The following is a 24,216-nucleotide window of genomic DNA, read 5'->3' as shown; positions in this document are numbered from 1 at the left end:
TTCATATAGCTAGCTTGTCAAATTAAGGGGAGATTATAAGTATGTTAGCAAATCAAATTAATGAAAGATCATTGTTATTGCATAAAGAATTAGTAGGGAAAATTGAAATTACAAGTAAAGTGGAGGTAAATTCAGCGGATGATTTAAGCCTGACGTATACACCAGGTGTAGCGGAGTCGTGTAAAGCAATTGCGGCAGATGAAGAAACAGTGTATGACTATACAGCACGTGGCAATATGGTGGCAGTTGTTTCAGATGGAACAGCGGTACTCGGTTTAGGAAACATTGGACCGAAAGCGGCTATGCCTGTTATGGAAGGAAAAAGTATTTTGTTTAAGAAGTTTGCGAATGTAGATGCTTTCCCATTATGTTTAGGCACAACGGATGTAGATGAAATCGTTACCCTTGTAAAAAATTTAGAGCCTACATTTGCAGGGATTAATTTAGAAGATATTGCAGCACCGCGTTGTTTTGAAATTGAAAAACGATTAAAAGAAGAAACGAATATTCCTGTATTCCATGATGATCAACATGGAACAGCTATTGTCGTTTTAGCAGCTGTTATTAATGCATTAAAAGTTGTTAGCAAACAAATGGATAATGTGAAAATCGTTATTAACGGTGCGGGTTCGGCAGGAATTGCAATTGGAAAATTATTATTAAAGGCTGGTGCAAAGCACATTACGTTAGTTAGCCTAGAAGGTATTGTTTGTGAAGGTGAAACATGGATGAACGAAGCACAAATTGAAGTTTCAAAAAAGACAAATCGTGAACATGTGCGTGGAACGTTAAAAGAAGCAATTCACCAAGCTGATATTTTTATTGGCGTATCTGCTCCTAACGTATTAACGAAAGAACTTGTACAGACGATGAATGAGAAAGCAATTGTGTTTGCAATGGCGAATCCAATTCCAGAAATCTTCCCTGAGGATGCATTAGAGGCTGGGGCAGCTGTAGTAGGAACTGGACGCTCGGATTATGCGAATCAAGTAAATAATGTATTGGCGTTTCCCGGAATATTCCGCGGTGCGTTAGATGTGCGCGCAACTGATATTACAGAAGAGATGAAATTAGCGGCAGCATATGGGATCGCTAACATCATTACTGATGAAGAACGTAATGCGAATTATGTAATCCCGAATCCATTAGATAAAAGAGTTGTTCCAAGTGTTGCAGAAGCAGTAGCGAAAGCAGCTATTGATTCAGGCGTGGCACAAATTACGAAAATACCACGTTATTAATAGCGAAAAGCAGTGCCTAAAAGGCACTGCTTTTTTGAGATAAGAAATCAAAATAATGAAGAAGTGTAGAATTATTTATGTTTCTTCACTATTTATTTAATTCCATTGCAACTTGTTTACCATTCACTAAAACCTCAGTTACTGCTACGATCACTTCTATCATTTTTTTCATCTCTCATCTCTCCTCGTTTCATTTCTTATTTTAAGTATAAGAGAAGAGAGATAATTCAACTATCGAAGTACATGACGTAGAAATTACATTGTTGTAAGAAAGTGGTTTATTTTTGTCACTTTACTCAGCAGTGATTACAAACTGATCATAATATTTTTCATTCACATATATATTTAATAACCATAATCCAGATGAAGGTAGTGACATAGTGAGAGGGAGTTCGTTTGTAGTAGAATCGATTGTATTTGAAGTAGTCCAAGTTTGTTTGGAAGTTTCTTTTTGAAAGAGTACTTGTGTCGGAGTTACAGATCCTTGTTTTAGCGCAATAATAGACAATTTTCCAGTTGGTATTTCAGAATCTAGAAAGTGCCACATTATTTCATTTTGTTCATTTGCGATAATAGGACTATCAGCCATTGCGACTTTACCTTCGATGCCTTTTAAAGGCATTTTTCCTTCTACGAAAGAAGGTGTTTCTTCCCAATTTACATCTTTTAAAACACTAAGGTGAAAGAAGGAAGGTGCGTTCACTTGAGTGGATGACGTTGCTATTACGTCTTTTTTTTGTTCTTTTGAATCCGGTTGCGTTTGTGTGCATCCAGTGATGAGGAAGGAGAGAAGTAGCATAGTTCCGATTTTTTTCATGGTGCCACACTCCTAGTTTTTATTGTTAGTGTAATTGTATTTGCTAGAAGGCGGGACAATTCCTTTAAAGTATAAAAAGAGGTCGTAAGTTTTGTACGACCTCTTTTGACATTTTTATCCCGTAAAAGCCCGATTGGTGTAGGTTAATAATTAGTGGGAGATAGTCCCCACTAATTAAAGTTTCATTTTATATTTGTTCCGTTGTATAGGTTGGTTCGGTTTCTTTTTGAGGCATCGTCAAAAAAATAACGGACAGAACGATACATACGCCGCCTAATAATTGATATGTTCCAAAAGATTCATTTAGCCAAGTGATTGAAACGATGGCAGCTACAAGGGGTTCAATGCTAGATAAAATGCTTGTTTCTGTTGCTGCTAAATATTTAAGACTACCGATATATAGAAGGAAAGAAATGGTACCACTAATAATGATAAGAATAAGCATAGAAAAAGTTTTTAGTGTAAGGGTTTGTGAAAATTGATTCCACCCGAATGAACGATTATAAATAAGTAGTGCAATTCCTCCGATTAACATCCCCCAACCAATTACTACAGTTGTCCCGCATTCTTTAATGAGAGAAGCCGGATGAAGGGTATAAAATGCAAATCCGATTGCTGTTAATAGTCCAAAAATAATAGCTTCTTTGGATAAAACAATATTTTCAATTGAGCCATTTGTAATAATAAAGTATGTTCCTATTAGCGCGGCTATAATTGCGAATAGTTGCATGGAAGCAGGGAATTTTCTTTGTTCAAATGCAACATACATGGTAATAAGAACAGGACCTAGAAATTGAAATAGCGTTGCTGTGACTGCATTACTAATATGAACCGTTTCGATAAAGGCGTATTGCGCACCGAGCATGCCGAGAATAGAAAAAATAATAAGTTGTATAGAATATCTAGGGTGTTTCCAAATTTGAAATATATTTTGTTTCTTTATAAGTAAGAAAGACAAAATAAATATTCCTGCAAGCAACAATCGAATTGTTAAAAAATCAATTGAGGATACATTAGTATGCTGAAATAGCCACTGAATCATTGGACCAGATAATCCCCATAATGTAGCCCCTGTAATAATCATAATAAGTCCGATACGTCTACCATTGTTCATTATCATGTTTCTCCTCTCCGGTATTTGATTTTTTATGTGTGACATGATAATAGGAATTATATATAACTTCTGGTACTGTAAAAAGTATCAGATTTTAGTTTTATTAAGGGGTCAGATACTATGTTAGAATTAACGCCTAATTTAAATATGAATAGTAAAAAGGCATTATATGTGCAATTGTATGAGTATATAAAAAAAGAGATTAAAGATGGATCAATTGTCCCTTTTACGAAATTACCGGCTAAGCGAAAGTTAGCGATACATTTACAAGTAAGTAAAAATACAGTAGAGGCAGCGTACGAACAATTACTGGCAGAAGGTTATATTGAGTCGATATCGAGAAAAGGTTATTTTGTATGCAAGATTGAGCAAATGGCTCATGTAGAGGATAGCGGAGAGAGAATAGAAGAAGTACCGTTTCAGGAGAAGAGTTATAAATTTGATTTTACACAAACAGGAATTGATACAAATGCTTTTCCATTCAATATGTATCGGAAAATTGTAAATGAAATATGGCAGCCGCATAATAACGAACTTCTCTTTCTAGGACACCCTCAAGGAGAAGCGAGCTTAAGAGAAGAGATTACGAATTATTTGTATGAATCTAGAGGTGTACGTTGTTCAGCTAGTCAAATTGTATTAGGAGCGGGAACACAAATATTAGTGAAACTATTGTTTCAATTGTTAAAGGGAAGCAATTATGCAGTTGAAAACCCAGGATATCATAGAAAGATGGTTGTTTTTGAACAGGGAGAAGCAAGAGTCCAAATGTTATCTTTAGATAGAGATGGAATTTGTATTGCAGATTTAGAAAATAGCAATGCGAATGTTGTATTTGTTACACCTTCCCATCAGTTTCCATATGGAATGATTATGCCTATTACGAGAAGGATGCAGCTTTTACAATGGGCCAAGAAAGAAGAGAGCAGGTATATTATTGAAGATGATTATGATAGTGAATTTCGCTATTCTGGAAAGCCTATACCGGCGCTGCAAGGGTTAGATACAGAGGGGAAAGTTATTTATATGGGGACGCTATCTAAAGCATTATTACCATCGCTACGGATGAGCTATATGGTGTTGCCGAAGAAATTAATTAAAAAGTATCAACAGCAATATTTATTTTATACACAAAGTGTTTCAAGAATGGACCAAGAAGTGATTAGAAGATTTTTAAATGAAGGCTATTGGGAAAAACATATTCATAAAATGCGTGTCGTCTACCGAAAGAAGAGAGATCGACTTGTTTTTGAAATAGAGAAGTATTTCTCTAATCGTGTTGAAGTGATAGGAGAAGATTCAGGATTACACATTTTATTAAAAGTGCATAATGGAATGCGGGAAGAAGAATTAATTCAAGAAGCTGCGAAACATAGTATCAAAATATATCCTGTGTCTACGTACTATAAAGACGATACTGCACCTGAAAATGTAGTTTTACTTGGGTTTGCGATATTATCAGAGGAAGAAATTGCGAAAGCGATTCAATTATTACACACGGCATGGTTTACAAGAAAGTAAAAAACATCCTCCAAACATGAGGATGTTTTTTATTATTTATTTTCATCTAAGAATAAGACCATATGCTCTTCGTCCCAATATTGTCCGTTATATTTTAATGAACGTTCTTGTACACCGAATGTTTTAAAACCTAATGATTCATAAAGTTTTTTCGCTCCATCGTTGCCAACAACAACATCAAGCATAACTTGTTCTACTTCTAAAGATTTAGCAAGCTCAAGACATTCTTTAATAAGTGCTTTTCCTGCTCCAAGTCCGCGCGCTTTTGGAGATACATATACAGAACCGATTTTAGCTTTATGTTCTTGTTTTACATATGGTTTCGTTTCCAGTGTTGCAACCCCGATTAATTTTCCATCTTTAAATGCACCTAGCGTATAGTTTTCATCTTGTGCTAATTTTTGTGCTTTATATTCAATCGCACACTCTTTATTAATAATATCTTCATAAGAAGAGCTGAATGCTTCAGGGTTTTGCTTTAATCCTTCTACGCGAAGTTCTAAGTAAATTTCTGCTTCGTCTTTTGTTAATACATGGATATCCAATTATATCACCCTCCAAATCTTTGCAAATGTACCTTTATTTTATATTGAAATAAGAATAATTTCAAAAGCTTAGCTTATATGAGCTGTTTTTATGAACAAAATAACACCAGTAGTGTTTACTACTACTGGTGTTTTCACACGCATATTATTCAAAAGGTAGCTCGATTATAAAGTTTGTTCCCGCTCCTAATTGGCTTGTTACTAGAATAGAACCGTTATGCAATTCTACAATTTCCTTTGCAACAGCTAGCCCGATACCTTTTCCGCCTGTAGCTCGTGTTCTAGATTTATCGACACGATAAAAACGGTCAAATATATGCGGGATATCTTCTTCAGGAATACCTTCACCTTCATCTTGTACACTTATTGTAAAAGAATCTGTTTCCATGAGTACACGTATCGTAATGGCTGTGTTTTCTGGCGAATGTTGATAAGCGTTGTGTAATAAATTTAACATAACTTGTTCCATACGTCTTTCGTCTATACAAACTTCTAAATCATCTTTGCAATATACATGAAGTTGCATTTGCTTATTTGTTAATGTTGTTTTTGTTTTTTCTACCATTCGTTCTAAAAATGGCTGAAGAAGCACTTTTTGTTTTTTTATAACAAATTGGTGTTGTTCTAATTGTACAAGCATAAATAAATCTTGGACGAGATCGGTTACACTATCCGTTTCATCCTCAATAATTTGTAAGTATTCTTCTCGCTCCTCTTTTGTTAAAGAGTCTCTCTTTGCTACCTTCGCATAACCTTTCATATAGGTCAATGGAGTTAATAGTTCATGAGCGACACTAGCGAGAAATTCATTGCGCTCTTTTTTCATATACGTAAGTTCACTCGATAAATCTTCAATTGTTTTTGCTAAACTTCCGAGTTCATCATTTCGTTTAATACCTAATTGAATTGGCTTGTTTAATTTTGACATTTTTTCTGTCGCTCTCTTCATTTTTACAAGTGGTTCTGTAATAACGCGTGAAAAAACAAAGACAGAAATTGTTGTTAAAATAATTGTTAAAACGCTAATGATAAGAAATTGGTTCATGAGTTTAAGTAACATATTTTCTAGGAAAGATGTTTTTAATAACATATATAGCTTTCCTTGAAACTTTGTTGTGTTAAGTGGGCTTACTGTTGTGATGAACTTTGATTTTTTCCAGTTCCTTTCAACGACCAATCCGCCGTCTGGGACAGTTTCTGTTTTACAAGTAAGTTGTTTTTGCATATCTTTTGTTACGGGTTCTGAGGTGGAAATAATTTTGCCGTTATGGTCAGTAATAATGATAGCTATATCGGAGTTAGAAATTGATTCCGATTCAACTAAGTGTGCAGCCTCATTCGTAATATCGAACTCAGGGTACACAGGACGTTTAGGATTTTTATTATGTTCAGCGTGTTTCATTTCTTTATAATATTCATCCCGTCTCTCGCGGCTTTTAATTTTTTTACTATAGCGATTACCTTTCTCTAAAAGAGCATCTGTTTCCTCTACAATACGCATTTTTGAAAGGCTTTTATAAAAAGATACGAAAGCAATTGTTTCAATACATAAAGCTAATATTAAAAAGTATGTCCCAATTTTAAGGGAAAGTTTACTCATTTTTTCACCATACCTTATTCATAATAAAGAGTCAGTGGTATACGATTTCCCACTGACCGAAGTAATTATTCACTTTTCCATTTATATCCGACTTTATAGACCGTTTCTAGGTAATCTTCAATCGGAAATCCTTTTTTGCGTAGTTTATCACGGATATTACGAATGTGTGAGTCAATTGTTCTATATTCGATATCTGTTTCATAGCCCCAAATTTTTTCGATTAAATCATCTCGGCTATAAGCACGGTTTGTATTTTGTAAAAATAGTCCGAGTAACGAAAATTCGATAGGAGTTAATGAGATTTTTTCATCATAAACTGTGACAGTATGTTTCGTTTTATCCCACTCAATACCATTGAAACTAACAAAGCCATCTTTTTTTGTACGGCGTAATATAGCCTCGATTCGTGCGACTAATACATGCTCATCAAATGGTTTTGTAATATAATCATCTGCGCCCATCGTGAGGCCTTTCACCATATCGTAGTTTTGGTTGCGAGCTGTTAACATAATGATAGGAACGTTGGAAATTTGACGAATTTGATAGCAAGTATCCCATCCATCCATACTTGGCATCATAACATCTAATAAAATAATATCGAATTCTTTTTGTTCGATTAATTTTAGTGCTTCAAGGCCAGAGGTAGCTTTCATACAAAAATAGCCGCGAGGGCTTAAGAACAGATCTAATAATCGTAACATACGTTCTTCATCGTCTACTAATAAAATTTTTACCATAATCTTGTGCACCCCAAACTGTTCATTCTACTTGTATAGTTTACATGAAAATAATAAAAAACTCTTTTTATGTGATTGAATGGAGGGCTGATTTTTTCGCTCAGAGTAATTGACATAAAAAATGCACTAGTTTTGCACAACTATTTTTTATAATAGAAAACGTAGCGACACAAAATACCCTATGTTGCGACATAACGTCATGTCATTTTATTTATAAAATGACAATTCCATTCTATTGTGTATGTGAGATAGAGAGGGTTTTCGTATTCACCTCGCATCGGATAAGAAAAATTTCCTATCTCACACTTTTTTTAAAAGGAGATCATACACATGAATTCAAAAGAAGAAATTTCAAAAAAAGAAAAGCAAGATCGTAATACGGTTGTCATGTGCGTTGCCGTATCTATGGTTATTATTATAAGTTGCGTAAATAAAATTTTGGGGATTTTATAATATAAAAAAAGCTGATTGCTTCTTAAGAAGCAACCAGCTTTTTTCATTGTTAGGGGGAGTGTTCATATAATAAACCAAGGTAAAATTGCTAATCCAGAAGTTACAATTGCTGTAGTAAATATTAAAAGCATAGCTCGTTTGTTTTGTTTCATGTCACATTCTCCTCTACATATCAAGTACATGCGATCAGCGTGGGATGTAGTTCCCCACTGAGTAAAGTTTCACTTTATATTTTTAGTATAATGAATGGAAAGGTTTGGTACGATCGATAAAGGTGACATGAAGATTACATTGTTGTAATGAAAAAACATCTTTCTTATTAAGAAAGATGTTTTTGGAAAACTCCCCCACTGAGTAAAGTTTCACCTTATATTGAAGTATTAATCATTTAAGAACAGAACCATATGTTCCTCGTCCCAATATTGACCGTTATGTTTTAATGAACGCTCTTGTACGCCGTAAGTTTGGAAACCTAATGATTCATATAATTTTTTGGCACCAGCGTTACCAACTACAACATCGAGCATAAGTTGTTCTACATGTAATTTATCGGCATTTTCAATAATTGCTTTAATAAGAGCTCGTCCTGCTCCAAGGCCACGCGCTTTTGGGGAAACGAAAACGGAACCGATTTTTGCTTTATGTTCTTGTTTAATAAAAGGCTTTGTTTCTAAAGTAGCAATGCCGATTAAATCATCATCTTTGAAGACCCCTAGAGTATACTTATCCGGATTGCTTAATCGTTTTGCCATAGCAGCTACAGGATCCTCATGTTTCAAAACATCTTCATAGGAAGAGCTAAAAGCTTCCGGGTTCTTCGTTAAACCTTCCATACAAACTTTTAAATATATTTCTGCGTCCTCTGTCGTTAATAAGCGAATTTCCATAGTTGTAACCTCCTTGGTCGATTTCAAATAAAATAAATCCATTACTTTTATAAGAGTGTGTATGTGTTTTGTTAGCAGTCTCTTTTAATTTGTAAAAGAATGAAAAGATATATGCTACAATGTTTTGTTTTTTAATATGTAATGAAATTATATATTAACTTTATTAACTATTCAAGTCTTTAATATATTACATTTTCATAACTAAAATAACTCCTCAATTGAGGAGTTATTTTAGTTATTCGATTGATAACCATCAATTCGATGTGGATGTGTGTAAATATTGCAGGATTCATTTCTGATAAATCCTACGACTGTAATGCCTAAATCGTGAGCGAGTTGCAATGCTAGTTTTGTTGGGGCAGATTTAGATAGAACAATTTCACATCCGATTTTTGAAACTTTGAGTAAAATTTCAGATGAAATACGTCCGCTAAATGCGATAATTTTTCCTTTAACAGATATATCGTTGCGCAAACAATGACCATATATTTTATCTAATGCATTATGTCTGCCAATATCCATTCTTGATAGGAGGATTTTGTTTCGATCACAGAGCGCGGTATTGTGAACACCGCCGGTTTGGCGAAAGGTAGTGGAAGATTGTTGTAACGTATTCATTAAGTAAAAGCATTCTTCAGGAGTCATTTTTACATGTATATCATGTAAGTCTTTTGCTTTTGCCGCATCGTTGACGAAAATAAAACCTTGTCTACCTTTTCCGCAGCAAGAAGTGATGTATCGTTTATTATATAAAGTTTGATAGAGCGGATTCACTTTTGATGATTTTACATGGACAATTCCGTTATCTTTTTGAACCCATATTTCTTCAACATCGTTATAGGAAGAAATAATCCCCTCAGAAATTAAAAAACCAATTACCATATCTTCAATATAATTTGGTGTGCATACGACTGTTACATATTCTTCACCATTCAATTTAATAGTAATAGGAGATTCTGTAACAATCTCATCCAGTTGTTTTGAAAATGTACCAGATTGATAACGTACAATTGTATAAGTCTCTTGCGTAGGCCCCATATTTAATTCCCCTTTTATATGTATTTCTCTCCCACATTTATCATAAAACAATGGGAAAAATAAAAACACCTATTAACAAGAAGATCACAGATTATTTTGGTTATTATTGTATATGTACGATATAATAGAACTGTAGAATAGTGATATTTTCAAGCTTTCGTAGTTATACCTTATAACATCTAGAATCGACTTCATAAGAAAGTATTTGGGTAGAGCGTTTCAAAAATATGTACAGTAATGCGATTTTGAAAACGGATTCATGATTGTGTTGTACAGTTGGTTGTAAGGAGAGGGGAAACTATGGCAGAACAGACAGTCCGTGTAACCGTCGATGGTAAAGAATTTTCTGCATCAGGTGAAAAGACGATACTACAATTATTTAACGAGAGTAATTTGGAACATCCTCAAATTTGTCATGTACCAGAAGTAGATCCAATTCAAACTTGTGATACGTGTATTGTAGAAGTAAATGGAAAGTTATTGCGTGCTTGTTCAACGAAATTAGAGAACGGTATGCATATCGAAAGACAGTCCCAGCGTGCAAAAGAGGCACAGACTGAGGCAATGGATCGAATATTAGAGAATCATCTACTGTATTGTACCGTTTGTGATAACAATAATGGTAACTGTAAAGTCCACAATACAGTACATATGATGGGAATTGAGGAACAGAAATATCCGTATGAGCCAAAAGTAAGTGCGTGTGAAGTGGATATGTCACATCCGTTTTATCGATATGATCCAAATCAATGTATTGCTTGTGGACAGTGTGTAGAAGTATGTCAAAACTTACAAGTGAATGAAACTATATCGATAGACTGGAGCTTAGACCGTCCACGTGTTATATGGGACAATGGTGTAAGTATAAATGACTCATCTTGTGTAAGTTGCGGGCAATGTGTAACAGTATGTCCATGTAATGCGTTGATGGAGAAATCAATGTTAGGTGAAGCTGGATTCATGACAGGATTGAAACCGGATGTGTTAGATCCGATGATTGATTTTGTAAAGGATGTAGAGCCGGGATATAGTAGTATTTTAGCAGTTTCAGAAGTAGAGGCTGCGATGCGTAAGACGAAAGTGAATAAAACAAAAACAGTTTGTACATTTTGTGGTGTAGGTTGTTCATTTGAAGTATGGACGAAAGACCGCCACATTTTGAAAGTGCAGCCTGTTTCAGATGCGCCGGTTAACGGTATTTCAACATGTGTAAAAGGCAAATTTGGATGGGATTTTGTAAACAGTGAAGATCGTATTACAAAGCCATTAATTCGCCAAGGGGATATGTTTGTTGAAGCTTCATGGGAAGAGGCTCTTGAAGTTGTTGCATCCAATATGCAGCATATTAAATCAGAATATGGAAGTGATGCATTTGGGTTTATTTCTTCTTCGAAAGTAACGAATGAAGAAAATTATCTTATGCAAAAACTAGCCCGTCAAATATATGGAACGAATAATGTAGACAACTGTTCCCGTTATTGTCAATCTCCAGCAACAGACGGTTTATTTAAAACTGTCGGTATGGGCGGGGACGCTGGAACAGTGAAAGATATTGCGGAAGCAGGCCTTGTCATTATCGTTGGAGCAAATCCGACAGAAGGACATCCTGTACTTGCAACGCGTGTAAAACGTGCTCATAAATTACATGACCAAAAATTAATTGTGGCGGACCTTCGTAAACATGAAATGGCAGAGCGCGCGGATTTATTCATTCATCCGCGCCAAGGAACTGATTATGTATGGCTCGCTGGTATTACGAAATATATTATTGATCAAGATTGGCACGATAAAAAGTTCATAGCTGAAAATGTGAAGAATTTTGATGAATATAGCAAAATGGTAGAAAAGTATACGCTTGATTATACAGAAGAAATTACGGGGATTTCGAAAGAAAATCTGAAAGAAATGGCTCGTATGGTATATGAAGCAGATGGTACTTGTGTACTTTGGGGAATGGGTGTAACTCAAAATACTGGAGGAAGTACAACTTCAGCAGCAATTTCAAATCTATTGCTTGTTACGGGTAATTATCGTCGTCCTGGTGCAGGAGCATATCCATTACGCGGACATAATAACGTACAAGGCGCTTGTGATATGGCAACATTACCAAACTGGCTTCCAGGTTACCAAGCGGTTTCAGATGATGCGCTCCGTGCGAAATTTGAAAAAGCATACGGTACTACAATTCCGAAAGCACCAGGCTTAAATAATATTGCAATGTTACTTGCGGCAGATGAAGGAAAACTGCGTGGTATGTATGTTATGGGTGAAGAAATGGCTTTAGTAGATTCGAATGCCAACCATGTACAACATATTTTAGCGAATTTAGATTTCCTTGTTGTTCAAGATATGTTCTTATCGAAAACAGCTCGTTTTGCTGATGTTATTTTACCGGCAGCACCAAGCTTAGAAAAAGAGGGAACATTTACGAATACAGAGCGCCGTATTCAAAGATTATATGAAGTATTGAAGCCGCTTGGTGATTCAAAGCCAGACTGGTGGATTTTACAAAAAGTAGCTCGTGCGCTTGGCGGGGACTGGAATTATGAAAGTCCAAGTGAAATCATGGATGAAATTGCATCGCTTGCACCTTTATATTCTCAGGCAACATACGATCGTTTAGAAGGATGGAATAGTTTATGTTGGGGTAGCCATGATGGTAGCGATACACCGCTATTATATGTGGACGGATTTAACTTCCCGGATAAACTAGCTCGTCTATCATTAGATGAATGGGTACCACCAGTTGTAGCGCCAGATGAGTATAATTTACTTTTAAATAATGGTCGTATGTTAGAACATTTCCACGAAGGGAATATGACGAATAAATCGGCTGGTATTTTATCTAAAGTATCTGAAGTGTTCGTTGAAATCTCGCCTGAACTTGCCCTAGAGCGCAATGTGAAAGATGGTGGCCTTGTAGAATTAGCATCACCATTTGGGAAAATTAAAGTACAGGCACTTGTTACAGAGCGTGTAACGGGGAAAGAGCTATATTTACCGATGCATGCAACGGTAAATGAAGAGGCAATCAATATTTTAACTGGAACGGCGACAGATCTTTATACGTGTACACCAGCGTACAAACAAACGATGGTAAAGATGCGTGTACTACGTGAAAAAGGGAATCGTCCGTTACCATCTTCAAACCCGAGAGATAAAAAGCGTAATCCGCAAAACGGTGTTGAAATCCAGCAAAAATGGCAAAGAAAACAATACGTATCACTTGTGGACTAGGGGGCGGAGATAGTGGCGAAAGAAATTACTGTAATTAAAAAGAAAGTTGTAACAGAGGAAGAACAGAAACAGCAAGTAGCAGATGAACTTCTAAATGAGCTATCTAATAATCGTGAAGCAGTAGAAGAAACGATGCAGCTTTTAGCACAGTTGCAGAAGGCTGGTATATTAGATGCGGCAATTAGTTTACTTGCTGCGAAGGAAGATGTTTCAAAAATCGCTGTGGAGCAATTAAATCGTGAACCCGTTAAAAATGCGTTAAATAATATGATGGGGGCAGGAGAAGCGTTATCTTCAGTTGACCCAGAAATAACGAAGCAAATTACGTCAAGTTTAGTTACAGGATTGCAATTTGCAACAGATGAATTAAATAGTGGTAAAAAAACAAAAGTGATGGATTTCTTTAAAGTATTAAAAGATCCAGATATCAATAGAGCTATTACATTCGGTTTTAGCTTCTTGAAAGCATTTGGACAAGGGCTAGAGAAAAAATAGAATAAATGAAAAAGTGATGGGAAGTAGCCATCACTTTTTTCATTATATGTATAAGTGTGTTCATGTTAAGCGGAATATATTATTATTAAAAAGATGGATTAGAACTGGAAATATGGAATCCATCTCAAATACCGTTTTAGAATTTGGAGGAATATATGCAACACCGTAAAAAACTATCTATACCAGGAGTAATGAGACATTCCTTTCAAACAGTTAAATTTGCCTTTTGGAATGTATTAACTTTTCAACTTGCTTATAAATTATTAGCAGCGATTGTGTTTGTTCCGCTATTTGGAATCATTTTTAATAAGTTATTGTATTTTGGTGGTTATGCAAATGCGACAAATGATGAATTATTAGCGTTTTTAAAGACGCCTTATGGCATCTTAGCAATCGTAATTTTATCATTGTTAGCACTGTTTCTTATCTTTACAGAATTTGCGGTGCTTATTATTATTTCGTATTTCGCTCATAAAAGACAGAAGGTGAAATTACGTCCGATTTTATATAAAACGGTAACGTATTTACCTACTCTTTTCACATATTGCTTACCAGGATTTATTTTATATGCTGTCGTATTGTTGCCTCTTTTAAATATGGGATATGAAACGGCATTAATCCCGCAAATTCAAATTCCTAACTTTATTACAGGAGAGCTGTTTAAGACAACGATGGGACAAGTTGGTTATTACACGTTCTTTGCTGTAGTCGCGTATTTGAATCTTAGATGGATTTTCGTTCTACCTATTGTTGTTTTAGAGCAAAAACCATTTCGCGTGGCAGCACGTAAAAGTGCAACTTTAGTAAAGGAAAGCTTTTTTAAAGTACTATTCTTTTTAGTAGGATTTTTTATTTCAATTGGAATTGTATATGTCATGTTTTTGGGAATGTATTTATTGTGCCTATGGGGTGTTTATGAATTTACAAACCCGAAAGGAACATTTGCATTATTAGCTGAATCAACGATTTCTGTATTTTTAACGAGTACATTGTATTTATTCAGCTTTATCGTGACGCCATTTTATATTATGGCGATTACGCGATTATACTTACAAAAGGTTCCAGTTGAGGATGTTTTATTAGAAGAAGGATTAGATTATTCGAAAACGAAAGCAGATAAATGTTTCTTCCAAAAACATCGTTGGAAATTCATTGGCGTATACATTGTAGGGATTATTACTGCGGGAATGGTCGTTGCCTTCATTGTAACGTTTATTTCAAATTCGTATAAAGAACCGATTATTATGGCGCACCGCGGGTATATATCAAAAGGCGTAGAAAATACGAAAGAAGCTGTGCAAGGTGCTATTGATGCAAAAGCAGACTACGCTGAAATAGATGTATTACAAACGAAAGACGGTGAGCTAGCGGTTATACATGATTTGAAGCTGAAACGTCTCGCAAATGCTAATGTGCATGTGTCAGATTTAACGATGGCGGAGTTAAGGCAGCTTCCCCTTAGTCAAGATGGACTTTCAGGACAAATAAGTACACTTGATGAAATCATTAAGCTAGCAAATGGCAAAATCAAACTTAATATAGAAGTGAAGCTTCATGGGGGCGAAAAAGATTTTGTAAACAAAGTCTTAAAAACGATTAAAGATAATGAATTTGAGAAGCAATGTGTAATTCAAACGTTACACTATCCACTTATTAAAGAGTTTAAGCGTGCAAATCCAGATATAAAAGTAGGGTATATACTGTATGCAAGTAGAGCTAACTTAAAGAATGTGAAGGCTGACTTTTACGTAGCAGAAGAATATATGTTAAATAAGAAATTAGTAAAAGAAGCAAGGAAGTTAAACAAACCAATTTACGTATGGACAGTAAATGATATGGAAAATTTAAAGGCATATTATAAGTTAAACGTAGATGGTATTATAACCGATTACCCTGAAGATGCACGTGAAACAATTAAGATGTTAAAAGAGCAAGAAGCGGAAGAAAGTGATCTGTTTGATAAAATTACTGAAACGACAGATGATTTATTTTCTAAGTTATTTATAAGTTACCCAGCTGCTAGCTAAATGCTAGCAGCTGTTTTTTTGTGAAAAGAATATATCTCTAAAGTATTGAGTAAAGTAATAACTGTATATGTATACGTTATCGCTTAGGTTTCTTACATTGTTAAATTATTGTCAAATAATAAATGATTGCTGTTTATTTTGAAGCAGTATAATAAAAATAGAGTGAAAGATAATGGAATGACACGAAACCCCTAATAGAATCAATGTTTTTTATATTTACACTATTCTAAATATAAAAACTTTAGGAAAATGATATGTTAGCGTTTTCATAACTTTTAAGTTATGCTAGAATAAGGACATAAGTTATTAATTATTACAAAAAGAAAAAAGAATCTCTTTTTTCTGTTAATTATAAGGGGGCATTTCATTATGCGTATTGGGGTACCAGCAGAAATTAAAAACAACGAAAACCGTGTGGCAATGACACCAGCAGGTGTTGTACATTTAATTCGTAACAATCACGAAGTATTCATTCAAAAGGGTGCAGGTTTAGGGTCTGGTTTCACAGATGCTCAGTATGTTGAAGCGGGAGCAAAAATTGTTGATACAGCTGAAGAAGCTTGGAATATGGAAATGGTTATGAAAGTTAAGGAACCAATTGAAAGCGAATACAAACACTTCAGTGAAGGCTTAATCTTGTTCACATACTTACACTTAGCTCCAGAGCCAGAATTAACAAAAGCTTTAATCGAGAAAAAAGTTGTTTCTATCGCATATGAAACAGTACAATTAGAAAACCGTTCATTACCATTACTTGCACCTATGAGTGAAGTAGCTGGTCGTATGGCTGCACAAATTGGTGCACAATTCCTTGAGAAAAACAAAGGCGGTAAAGGTATCTTACTTGCAGGTGTTCCAGGGGTTAAACGTGGTAAAGTAACAATCATCGGTGGTGGACAAGCTGGTACAAATGCTGCTAAAATTGCAGTTGGACTAGGTGCGGATGTAACAATCATCGACTTAAGTGCAGAACGTCTTCGTCAATTAGATGACATTTTCGGAAACCAAGTAAAAACTTTAATGTCTAATCCTTACAATATTGCAGAAGCTGTTAAAGAGTCTGATCTTGTAATCGGTGCAGTATTAATCCCAGGTGCAAAAGCTCCAAAACTTGTAACAGAAGAAATGATTCAATCAATGGAACCAGGTTCTGTTGTTGTAGATATCGCGATTGACCAAGGTGGTATTTTCGAAACAACTGACCGTATTACAACTCATGATAACCCAACTTACGAAAAACACGGCGTTGTTCATTATGCAGTTGCAAACATGCCAGGTGCGGTTCCACGTACATCAACTCTTGCATTAACAAACGTAACAGTACCATATGCAGTACAAATTGCTAACAAAGGCTACAAAGAAGCTTGCCTAGGCAACTCTGCATTACTAAAAGGTATTAACACATTAGATGGCTATGTAACATTCGAAGCAGTTGCAGAAGCTCACGGTGTAGAGTACAAAGGTGCTAAAGAATTATTAGAAGCAGAAACAGTATCTTGCTAATAGAAGCATTATACAAAACAAAATCGAACAATATATAAAACAACATGATAAGAGCTAAGAGTGAAGATCTCTTAGCTCTTCTTGGCAAAAGGGGGCATACATCGTGGCCAACCTATTTAAAAAGAAATCCGTTACGCAATTGTTAGGGGAAAGTAAAAGTAAAACTTTGACGAAAACGCTAGGGGCATTTGACCTAACAATGCTAGGGATTGGTGCGATAATTGGTACAGGAGTTCTAGTATTAACTGGATTAGTAGCAGCAAGAGATGCTGGTCCAGCAGTTATTTTTTCATTCATGATTGCAGCCATCGTTTGTGGATTTGCAGCATTATGTTACGCAGAGGTGGCTTCTACACTTCCTGTTTCAGGTAGTGTGTACACATACTCATATGCAACTATTGGTGAGTTTGTAGCTCATTTAATGGGATGGACATTACTATCCGTATATGTTGTAACGACTGCCGCAGTAGCTGGCGGATGGACTGGTTACTTCCATAACTTAGTGAGTGGATTAGGGCTTGAAATTCCAAAAGCACTGCTAACGATTCCGTCTCAAGGTGGTATGGTGAATTTACCAGCAGTTATCGTTACATTAGTTATAACTTGGTTATTATCAAGAGGTACGAAAGAAAGTAAACGCGTGAATAACATAATGGTATTAATTAAAATTGGTATCGTTGTTTTATTCATTGCAGTTGGTGTATTCTACGTGAAACCAGAAAACTGGATACCATTTGCACCGTACGGTTTAAGTGGAGTTTTCGCGGGGGGAGCAGCAGTATTCTTTGCTTTCTTAGGATTTGATGCATTAGCAACTTCTGCTGAAGAGGTAAAAAATCCGCAACGTGATCTACCGATTGGTATTATCGCTTCGTTAGTCATTTGTACAATCATTTATGTTGTAGTTTGTCTCGTTATGACGGGTATGGTTTCTTATAAAGAATTAGATGTACCAGAAGCTATGGCATATGTGTTAGAAGTTGTAGGACAAGATAAAGTAGCAGGTGTAATCGCAATTGGAGCTGTAATTGGTATTATGGCAGTAATTTTTGCTTACATTTATGCAACGACACGTGTATTCTTTGCGATGAGCCGTGACGGTTTATTGCCAGAATCTTTCGCGAAAATTAATAAAAAGACAGAAGCGCCAACATTTACAGTTTGGTTAACAGGAATTGGTAGTGCTTTAATTGCTGGATTTATCGATTTAAAAGAATTGTCGAATTTAGCGAATATTGGAGCGTTGTTAACATTTGCGATGGTTGGTGTGTCAGTTATTATTCTTCGTAAAACACATCCAAAATTACAACGTGGATTTATGGTACCACTTGTACCGATCTTGCCGATTATTTCGATTGCATGTTGTCTATTCTTAATGGTAAATCTACCATTAAAAACATGGATGTACTTCGGTGCTTGGTTAGCAATTGGAGTAGTTGTATACTTTGTTTATTCGAAAAAACATAGTCATTTAAAAGACGATGGAAGTTCGCAGGATAATTTAGAACAAGCTAATTAAAAGCTTAATTAAAAGGGATATAAGTATAGTAAGCCTTGTGCGTCTAGGGAGCGCGCAAGGCTTTTTCTTTTGTTGAAATAAAGGGAATATATATTACTTTGTTGAATTTTTATGTCGGAATATGAAAAAAGGGTGGGAGCAAAATGGAAGAAACAAAAGTTGTAGTTGGAGCAGAGGGTTATAATAATAACCCTGGTTGGTTACATACGAATGAAGAAGAATTAAACTTATTACGGAGAGAAACTTGGCTTGATAAATTTCAACCTAATTCTTTATCAGTAATTTTGGCAGAACATGTATGGGAGCATTTATCATATGAAGAAGGAATTGAAGCTGCAAAAATTTGTTATGAGTTTTTAATGGAGAATGGATATATTCGTTGTGCAGTACCAGATGCATTTTTTCCAGATGAAGAATATCAGCAAGGGGTACAAGTAGGTGGACCTGGTCCATTAGATCATCCTGCAGCAAGCCATAAAATTGTTCATAACTATAAAACAATCACGTCCATGTTTGAATCAGCAGGTTTTCAAGTGAGGCTCTTAGAATACTGTGATGAGAATGGTAAGTTTCACTATAATGATTGGAATGAGAAAGATGGATTTATTTATCGTTCGAAACGTTTTGACCATAGAAATCGGGATAATCAGTTAGGATTTGTTTCTTTAATTGTGGATGCGGTGAAAATGAAAAGTAAGTAAAAAGGGGTGTGCGAATTGTGCATCCTTTTTTGTATGAGAATATAGAGGATGCGAAAAATATGTATACGACTTATTAAAATGTGAACGGAATGTTCATAAAAAAAATTCAGATTTCATTGACACATATGAGTAGGCGCTCATATAATAAGAGTATAAGATATATGAATGATTGTTCATATGTTCAATTAAAGAGGTGAGCTATAATGGCTGGAAATAAAGTAGAAACACCACAAGAGACATGTTCTCAAACGATAATTCATGAAGAAGTTGTAGAGCAAGTAAAACAAACAATTCCAACTGATGAAAGTTTAAGTAAAGTAGCAGAACTATTTAAAGTATTAGGTGACCGTACACGTACGAGAATATTACATGCGCTATTTGAAGCTGAAATGTGCGTTTGTGATTTAGCTTATTTATTAGGAATGACACAATCATCTATTTCGCATCAGCTTCGTGTGTTAAAGCAAGCGAAACTTGTGAAGAATCGTAAAGAAGGAAAGGTTGTTTATTATTCGTTAGCTGACCAGCACGTAATTCATATCTTCGAGCAAGCGTTTGAACACGTAAACGAAGAAGAATAAAAAGAACGCGAGGAGGGAGAACGATGGCTGAAGCGTTAGTGAAAAAGAAACTGATGTTAGAAGGTTTAGATTGTGCGAATTGTGCAATGAAAATTGAAAAAGGTGTTGGGAATATAGAAGGAGTAAATTCTTGCTCTGTAAACTTTGCAACAAAGACAATGATTTTAGAAACGGCACAAAATAAAGAAAACGAAGTTGTTACGGAAGCAAAACAACTCGTTACAAAATTAGAACCGCATATTAAAGTGCAAGAAGAACAAAAAAATAAAATTGCTAAAGAAGTATTTATATTAGAAGGTTTAGATTGCGCGAACTGTGCAATGAAAATTGAAAATAAAGTGAAGGAAATGCCAGCTGTCTCAGAAGCAACTGTTGATTTCGTATCGAAGAAACTACGAGTAGAAGTTGCGAATAAAAGAGAACTAGAAGCGACTGTAGCAAATATAACAAATGTCGTTCAAAAGTTAGAGCCAGACGTGAAAGTTGTTCGTGAAGAGAAGAACGGTCATGACCACGGGCATAGTCATGATCATGGTGAAGCAAATGTGAAAAAGATGGTAGGGAGATTAGTGGTCGGCGGAATTTTGACAGCAATTGCTGCATTAGCGGGCTTACCACAAATGGTAACAATTCCGTTATTCGTCCTTGCTTATTTATTAATAGGTGGAGATATCGTTTGGAGAGCGGTAAGAAACATAACTCGTGGCCAAGTATTTGATGAAAACTTCTTAATGGCAATTGCAACTGTAGGAGCTTTTGCAATTCAACAATACTCAGAAGCTGTAGCAGTAATGCTATTTTATCAAGTAGGAGAACTATTCCAAAGCATTGCGGTAAACCGCTCTCGAAAATCAATTACTTCATTAATGGATATTCGTCCTGATTATGCGAATGTAAAGGTTGGAAATGAAACGAAACAAGTATCACCAGAAGATGTACAAATTGGCGATTATATTATCGTTAAGCCAGGTGAGAAAGTGCCGTTAGACGGAAAAGTAATTGAAGGAACATCAATGGTAGATACTTCAGCATTAACAGGTGAATCTGTACCACGTGAAGTTGAAGTTGGAAATGATGTATTAAGTGGCTTTGTGAACCAAAACGGTGTGTTGACAATTGAAGTTACAAAAGAATTCGGTGAATCAACTGTATCGAAAATTTTAGATTTAGTTCAAAATGCAAGCAGTAAAAAAGCACCAACGGAAAACTTTATTACGAAGTTTGCACGTTACTACACTCCAGTTGTAGTTATTACAGCGGCAATCATGGCGTTTATTCCACCACTTATTTTAGAAGGAGCTACATTCTCTGAGTGGATTTATAGAGCTTTAGTGTTCTTAGTAATCTCTTGTCCATGTGCGTTAGTTGTATCCATTCCTCTTGGATTCTTTGGAGGTATTGGTGGTGCATCTAAAAGTGGTGTGTTAGTAAAAGGTAGTAACTATTTAGAAGCTTTAAATGATGTGAAATATATTGTTTTTGACAAAACAGGAACATTAACAAAAGGTGTTTTCAAAGTTACAAAAATGGAACCGAGCGAAGGCACTACAAGTGAAGAGTTATTAGAGTATGCGGCATTTGCTGAAGTATATTCTAACCATCCAATTGCCCAATCTATTCGAAAGGCATATGGAAAATCAATTGATGAAAAAATAATCGATGATTATAACGAAATTTCTGGTCACGGTACAGTCGTAAAAGTACAAGGAAAAGAAATTTTTGCAGGTAATGCAAAATTAATGAGAAAAGAAAATATTGAATTTAAGCAACCAGAAACAGTAGGTACATTAGTTCACGTTGCTGTAGATGGAAGATATGCAGGTTATATTGTTATCTCTGATGAGGTAAAAGAGGATTCGAAACAAGCGATTCAAAAGTTAAAAGAACTAGGTATTAAAAAGACAGTAATGTTAACTGGTGATGCAAAAACAGTTGGTGAAGCTGTTGGTAAAGAATTAGGCTTAGATGAAGTTCATGCGGAATTACTACCGCAACAAAAAGTAGAAGAGATTGAAAAAATTGATGCAGCGAAGCACGGAAAAGAAAAAATTGCCTTCGTTGGTGACGGTATTAACGATACACCAGTATTAGCCCGTGCAGACGTTGGTATTGCTATGGGTGGTTTAGGGTCAGATGCAGCAATTGAAGCGGCAGACATCGTTATTATGACTGATGAGCCTTCAAAAATTGCGACAGCTGTAAAAATTGCAAAACGCACAAGAAGTATAGTGTGGCAAAATATCATCTTTGCTCTAGGTGTAAAAGGGATCGTTTTATTACTTGGTGCCTTTGGTATTGCAACAATGTGGGAAGCTGTTTTCTCAGATGTTGGTGTGACACTACTTGCAGTGTTAAATGCAATGCGTGTATTACGAGTGAAAGATTTATAAAAAAGAGGACGCGAACCGCGTCCTCTTTTTTATTGGTGATTTTGTTGAAATTGACTCAATAAAATAATATCAAATATTATTTTACTTTAAAATAGTATAATATTAAAATTTACAAATAAAATACATTCGTCTTATTATTTTAATATATTTTTTACAAATATCCATATAGTATTGAAAAAACAGAGAAGGGGAAACTTCTCTGTTTACTTTTGTATGTTTTTTTCAACTTGTTCTCGAACTGTTTGAATGTAATTCATTTTATGATCCCAGCACTCTTGGCTTAAATCGACAGGGTATTCTTCAGGGTTTAAAGTTCGCATATATTCTTCCCAAAATAGAGAGAGGCTCTGTTCATTATATTTTTGAATATCTAATATACTTGGTAGTTCATATGTTCTTTCACCGTTAACGAAAATGTCTTTATGCAGTTCACGGGCTTCAAAGTTTGTTACGAATTTACTTATATATGTGTGAACTGGATGGAACATTTTTAAGCGCTCTTCTTTTCCTGGTTCTTCAGAATCTAACGCAATATAATCGCCTTCTGCATGATCGTTAACCCGATTGATAATACGATAAATTCGTTTCAGTCCTGGAGTGGTAATTTTTTCAGGGTTAGATGAAATTTTAATTGTATCATTTAATTTTCCGTCAGTATCTTCAATCGCAACGAGTTTGTAAACAGCCCCCAATGCAGGTTGCTCAAAGGACGTAATTAATTTCGTTCCAACGCCCCATACGTCAATTTTTGCTCCTTGAGATTTAAGGTGCATAATTGTGTATTCATCTAAATCGCTAGAAGCGATAATTTTTGTATTTGTAAACCCTGCTTCATCTAGTAGTTTTCGTGCCTTTTTCGATAAATAAGCCATATCACCACTATCAAGACGTATGCCATAGAAATCAATACGATCCCCAAATTCTTTTGCAACACGAATCGCATTTGGAACACCAGATTTCAATGTGTCATATGTATCAACGAGAAAGACGCACTTTTTATGAGTTTCAGCGTATTTTTTAAACGCGACGTATTCATCGCGATATGCTTGAACGAAAGAGTGAGCGTGTGTGCCAGCTACAGGAATCCCAAAGCGTTTCCCAGCACGAACGTTGCTTGTAGAGGAGAAACCACCAATAAAGGCAGCACGCGTCCCCCAAAGGGCAGCATCGAACTCATGGGCACGTCTTGTGCCGAACTCTAAAAGCTCATCATTACTTGCAGCATGTTTCATACGTGCTGCTTTTGTGGCAATTAATGTTTGGTAATTCACAATATTTAAGAGGGCAGTCTCAATAATTTGTGCTTCACCAAGTGGTGCATCAACACGTAATAAAGGCTCGTTATTAAATACAACTTCACCTTCTTGCATACTGCGAATCGTCCCAGTGAATTTCATATTTTGTAAATAATGAAGGAATTCTTCTTCGAATTGTAATTCTGCTAAGTAAGCGATATCGCTTTCAGTAAAACTGAAATTTTCTATGTACTCTACAATTTTCTCAAGGCCAGCAAAAACAGCGTAGCCGTTCTCAAATGGAAGCTTTCGAAAATATAAATCAAAAACAGAACGGCGATTATGAATACCATCTTTCCAATATGTATAAGCCATGTTGATTTGATATAGGTCTGTATGTAAGGCATAACTATCGTCTTTATAATGAGTCATCGCAAGAACACCTCCATAATTTGGTTATAGTATACCAATTTTTCACCATTCGTAGCAAAGAAGAGATATTGATGTGAAGTCAAGAGAGAAAAAAATGAAATTATGCATATTTTTTAGAAAATTTATATTTATCAATTTATATT

General features: G+C 35.4%; 19 protein-coding genes. 11 read left to right on the top strand and 8 right to left on the bottom strand.

Features of this window, described 5'->3' with window-relative positions; all coding sequences use genetic code 11:
* Positions 1-41: 41 nt before the first annotated feature.
* Positions 42-1,241 (top strand): NAD(P)-dependent malic enzyme, encoded by a 1,200-nt coding sequence (locus tag BLT20_RS23135; RefSeq protein WP_000880780.1) that lies wholly within the window; start codon positions 42-44, stop codon positions 1,239-1,241.
* Positions 1,242-1,533: 292 nt separating this feature from the next.
* On the opposite strand, the gene BLT20_RS23130 is transcribed toward BLT20_RS23135, so the two are convergent.
* Positions 1,534-2,058 carry a DUF4871 domain-containing protein gene (locus tag BLT20_RS23130; RefSeq protein ID WP_000719692.1) on the bottom strand — a complete coding sequence of 175 codons (525 nt, stop codon included), beginning with the start codon at positions 2,056-2,058 and terminating at the stop codon, positions 1,534-1,536.
* A gap of 187 nt (positions 2,059-2,245) precedes the next feature.
* The gene (locus BLT20_RS23125) at positions 2,246-3,172 is read right to left on the bottom strand and encodes a DMT family transporter (RefSeq protein WP_001059053.1); all 927 of its coding nucleotides are present in this window, start codon (positions 3,170-3,172) and stop codon (positions 2,246-2,248) included.
* 120 nt (positions 3,173-3,292) lie between these two features.
* Here BLT20_RS23125 and BLT20_RS23120 point away from each other — a divergent pair, with 120 nt between their 5' ends.
* The gene (locus tag BLT20_RS23120; RefSeq protein ID WP_000891873.1) at positions 3,293-4,693 is read left to right on the top strand and encodes a MocR-like pyridoxine biosynthesis transcription factor PdxR; all 1,401 of its coding nucleotides are present in this window, start codon (positions 3,293-3,295) and stop codon (positions 4,691-4,693) included.
* Between the two features lie 32 nt (positions 4,694-4,725).
* Here the strand turns inward: BLT20_RS23120 and BLT20_RS23115 are convergent, their stop codons facing one another.
* The 3 genes from BLT20_RS23115 to BLT20_RS23105 all read right to left on the bottom strand — a co-directional run bounded on the left by BLT20_RS23115 (position 4,726) and on the right by BLT20_RS23105 (position 7,575).
* Positions 4,726-5,238 (bottom strand): GNAT family N-acetyltransferase, encoded by a 513-nt coding sequence (locus BLT20_RS23115; protein WP_000351212.1) that lies wholly within the window; start codon positions 5,236-5,238, stop codon positions 4,726-4,728.
* Between the two features lie 145 nt (positions 5,239-5,383).
* A complete protein-coding gene (locus tag BLT20_RS23110; RefSeq protein ID WP_000041022.1) occupies positions 5,384-6,838 on the bottom strand; it encodes a HAMP domain-containing sensor histidine kinase in 1,455 nt (484 codons plus the stop codon).
* Positions 6,839-6,903: 65 nt separating this feature from the next.
* Positions 6,904-7,575 (bottom strand): response regulator transcription factor, encoded by a 672-nt coding sequence (locus BLT20_RS23105; protein WP_000238957.1) that lies wholly within the window; start codon positions 7,573-7,575, stop codon positions 6,904-6,906.
* A gap of 330 nt (positions 7,576-7,905) precedes the next feature.
* Between BLT20_RS23105 and BLT20_RS31145 the strand changes: the two genes are divergently transcribed.
* On the top strand, positions 7,906-8,028 hold the full coding sequence (locus BLT20_RS31145) for a hypothetical protein (protein WP_001085006.1): 123 nt from the start codon (positions 7,906-7,908) through the stop codon (positions 8,026-8,028).
* 380 nt (positions 8,029-8,408) lie between these two features.
* On the opposite strand, the gene BLT20_RS23095 is transcribed toward BLT20_RS31145, so the two are convergent.
* A complete protein-coding gene (locus BLT20_RS23095; RefSeq protein WP_000405868.1) occupies positions 8,409-8,915 on the bottom strand; it encodes a GNAT family N-acetyltransferase in 507 nt (168 codons plus the stop codon).
* Between the two features lie 231 nt (positions 8,916-9,146).
* Positions 9,147-9,953: a formate dehydrogenase accessory sulfurtransferase FdhD gene (fdhD, locus tag BLT20_RS23090; RefSeq protein ID WP_000529234.1), complete on the bottom strand. Its 807-nt coding sequence runs from the start codon at positions 9,951-9,953 to the stop codon at positions 9,147-9,149.
* A 300-nt stretch (positions 9,954-10,253) separates the two neighbouring features.
* Between fdhD and fdhF the strand changes: the two genes are divergently transcribed.
* From fdhF to BLT20_RS23050, 8 genes are all read left to right on the top strand, one after another.
* Entirely contained in the window at positions 10,254-13,190 is a 2,937-nt protein-coding gene (fdhF, locus tag BLT20_RS23085) for a formate dehydrogenase subunit alpha (RefSeq protein WP_000840664.1), read from the top strand.
* Between the two features lie 12 nt (positions 13,191-13,202).
* The gene (locus BLT20_RS23080) at positions 13,203-13,685 is read left to right on the top strand and encodes a helical membrane plugin domain-containing protein (protein WP_001040540.1); all 483 of its coding nucleotides are present in this window, start codon (positions 13,203-13,205) and stop codon (positions 13,683-13,685) included.
* Positions 13,686-13,840: 155 nt separating this feature from the next.
* Positions 13,841-15,712: a glycerophosphoryl diester phosphodiesterase membrane domain-containing protein gene (locus BLT20_RS23075; RefSeq protein ID WP_001164715.1), complete on the top strand. Its 1,872-nt coding sequence runs from the start codon at positions 13,841-13,843 to the stop codon at positions 15,710-15,712.
* A gap of 369 nt (positions 15,713-16,081) precedes the next feature.
* On the top strand, positions 16,082-17,215 hold the full coding sequence (gene ald / locus BLT20_RS23070) for an alanine dehydrogenase (RefSeq protein ID WP_001219745.1): 1,134 nt from the start codon (positions 16,082-16,084) through the stop codon (positions 17,213-17,215).
* A 103-nt stretch (positions 17,216-17,318) separates the two neighbouring features.
* Positions 17,319-18,734, top strand: coding sequence for an amino acid permease (locus BLT20_RS23065; RefSeq protein WP_001284893.1), 1,416 nt, complete (start codon positions 17,319-17,321; stop codon positions 18,732-18,734).
* 143 nt (positions 18,735-18,877) lie between these two features.
* Positions 18,878-19,435 (top strand): class I SAM-dependent methyltransferase, encoded by a 558-nt coding sequence (locus BLT20_RS23060; protein WP_000393177.1) that lies wholly within the window; start codon positions 18,878-18,880, stop codon positions 19,433-19,435.
* Positions 19,436-19,638: 203 nt separating this feature from the next.
* Positions 19,639-20,016 carry an ArsR/SmtB family transcription factor gene (locus BLT20_RS23055; RefSeq protein WP_000918378.1) on the top strand — a complete coding sequence of 126 codons (378 nt, stop codon included), beginning with the start codon at positions 19,639-19,641 and terminating at the stop codon, positions 20,014-20,016.
* A 23-nt stretch (positions 20,017-20,039) separates the two neighbouring features.
* Positions 20,040-22,406, top strand: a complete 2,367-nt coding sequence (locus BLT20_RS23050) for a heavy metal translocating P-type ATPase (protein WP_000796570.1) — start codon at positions 20,040-20,042, stop codon at positions 22,404-22,406.
* A 203-nt stretch (positions 22,407-22,609) separates the two neighbouring features.
* Here BLT20_RS23050 and BLT20_RS23045 read toward each other — a convergent pair whose 3' ends face one another.
* Positions 22,610-24,073: a nicotinate phosphoribosyltransferase gene (locus tag BLT20_RS23045; RefSeq protein ID WP_000150184.1), complete on the bottom strand. Its 1,464-nt coding sequence runs from the start codon at positions 24,071-24,073 to the stop codon at positions 22,610-22,612.
* Positions 24,074-24,216: the final 143 nt, after the last annotated feature.

The organism is Bacillus sp. cl96 (assembly GCF_900100505.1).
Taxonomy (GTDB): domain Bacteria; phylum Bacillota; class Bacilli; order Bacillales; family Bacillaceae_G; genus Bacillus_A; species Bacillus_A cereus.
Note: the sequence above shows the minus strand (reverse complement) of the source record. Positions and strands in the feature narration are given on the sequence as shown.

Bases quoted from the DNA above. Each gene is read 5' to 3' on its own strand.
- fdhD (WP_000529234.1), bottom strand. From the start codon at position 9,953: ATGGGGCCTACGCAAGAGACTTATACAATTGTACGTTATCAATCTGGT.
- BLT20_RS23095 (WP_000405868.1), bottom strand. From the start codon at position 8,915: ATGGAAATTCGCTTATTAACGACAGAGGACGCAGAAATATATTTAAAA.
- BLT20_RS23120 (WP_000891873.1), top strand. From the start codon at position 3,293: ATGTTAGAATTAACGCCTAATTTAAATATGAATAGTAAAAAGGCATTA.
- ald (WP_001219745.1), top strand. From the start codon at position 16,082: ATGCGTATTGGGGTACCAGCAGAAATTAAAAACAACGAAAACCGTGTG.
- BLT20_RS23130 (WP_000719692.1), bottom strand. From the start codon at position 2,058: ATGAAAAAAATCGGAACTATGCTACTTCTCTCCTTCCTCATCACTGGA.
- BLT20_RS23125 (WP_001059053.1), bottom strand. From the start codon at position 3,172: ATGAACAATGGTAGACGTATCGGACTTATTATGATTATTACAGGGGCT.
- BLT20_RS23055 (WP_000918378.1), top strand. From the start codon at position 19,639: ATGGCTGGAAATAAAGTAGAAACACCACAAGAGACATGTTCTCAAACG.
- BLT20_RS23075 (WP_001164715.1), top strand. From the start codon at position 13,841: ATGCAACACCGTAAAAAACTATCTATACCAGGAGTAATGAGACATTCC.
- BLT20_RS31145 (WP_001085006.1), top strand. From the start codon at position 7,906: ATGAATTCAAAAGAAGAAATTTCAAAAAAAGAAAAGCAAGATCGTAAT.
- BLT20_RS23050 (WP_000796570.1), top strand. From the start codon at position 20,040: ATGGCTGAAGCGTTAGTGAAAAAGAAACTGATGTTAGAAGGTTTAGAT.
- BLT20_RS23105 (WP_000238957.1), bottom strand. From the start codon at position 7,575: ATGGTAAAAATTTTATTAGTAGACGATGAAGAACGTATGTTACGATTA.
- BLT20_RS23045 (WP_000150184.1), bottom strand. From the start codon at position 24,073: ATGACTCATTATAAAGACGATAGTTATGCCTTACATACAGACCTATAT.
- BLT20_RS23110 (WP_000041022.1), bottom strand. From the start codon at position 6,838: ATGAGTAAACTTTCCCTTAAAATTGGGACATACTTTTTAATATTAGCT.
- fdhF (WP_000840664.1), top strand. From the start codon at position 10,254: ATGGCAGAACAGACAGTCCGTGTAACCGTCGATGGTAAAGAATTTTCT.
- BLT20_RS23135 (WP_000880780.1), top strand. From the start codon at position 42: ATGTTAGCAAATCAAATTAATGAAAGATCATTGTTATTGCATAAAGAA.
- BLT20_RS23060 (WP_000393177.1), top strand. From the start codon at position 18,878: ATGGAAGAAACAAAAGTTGTAGTTGGAGCAGAGGGTTATAATAATAAC.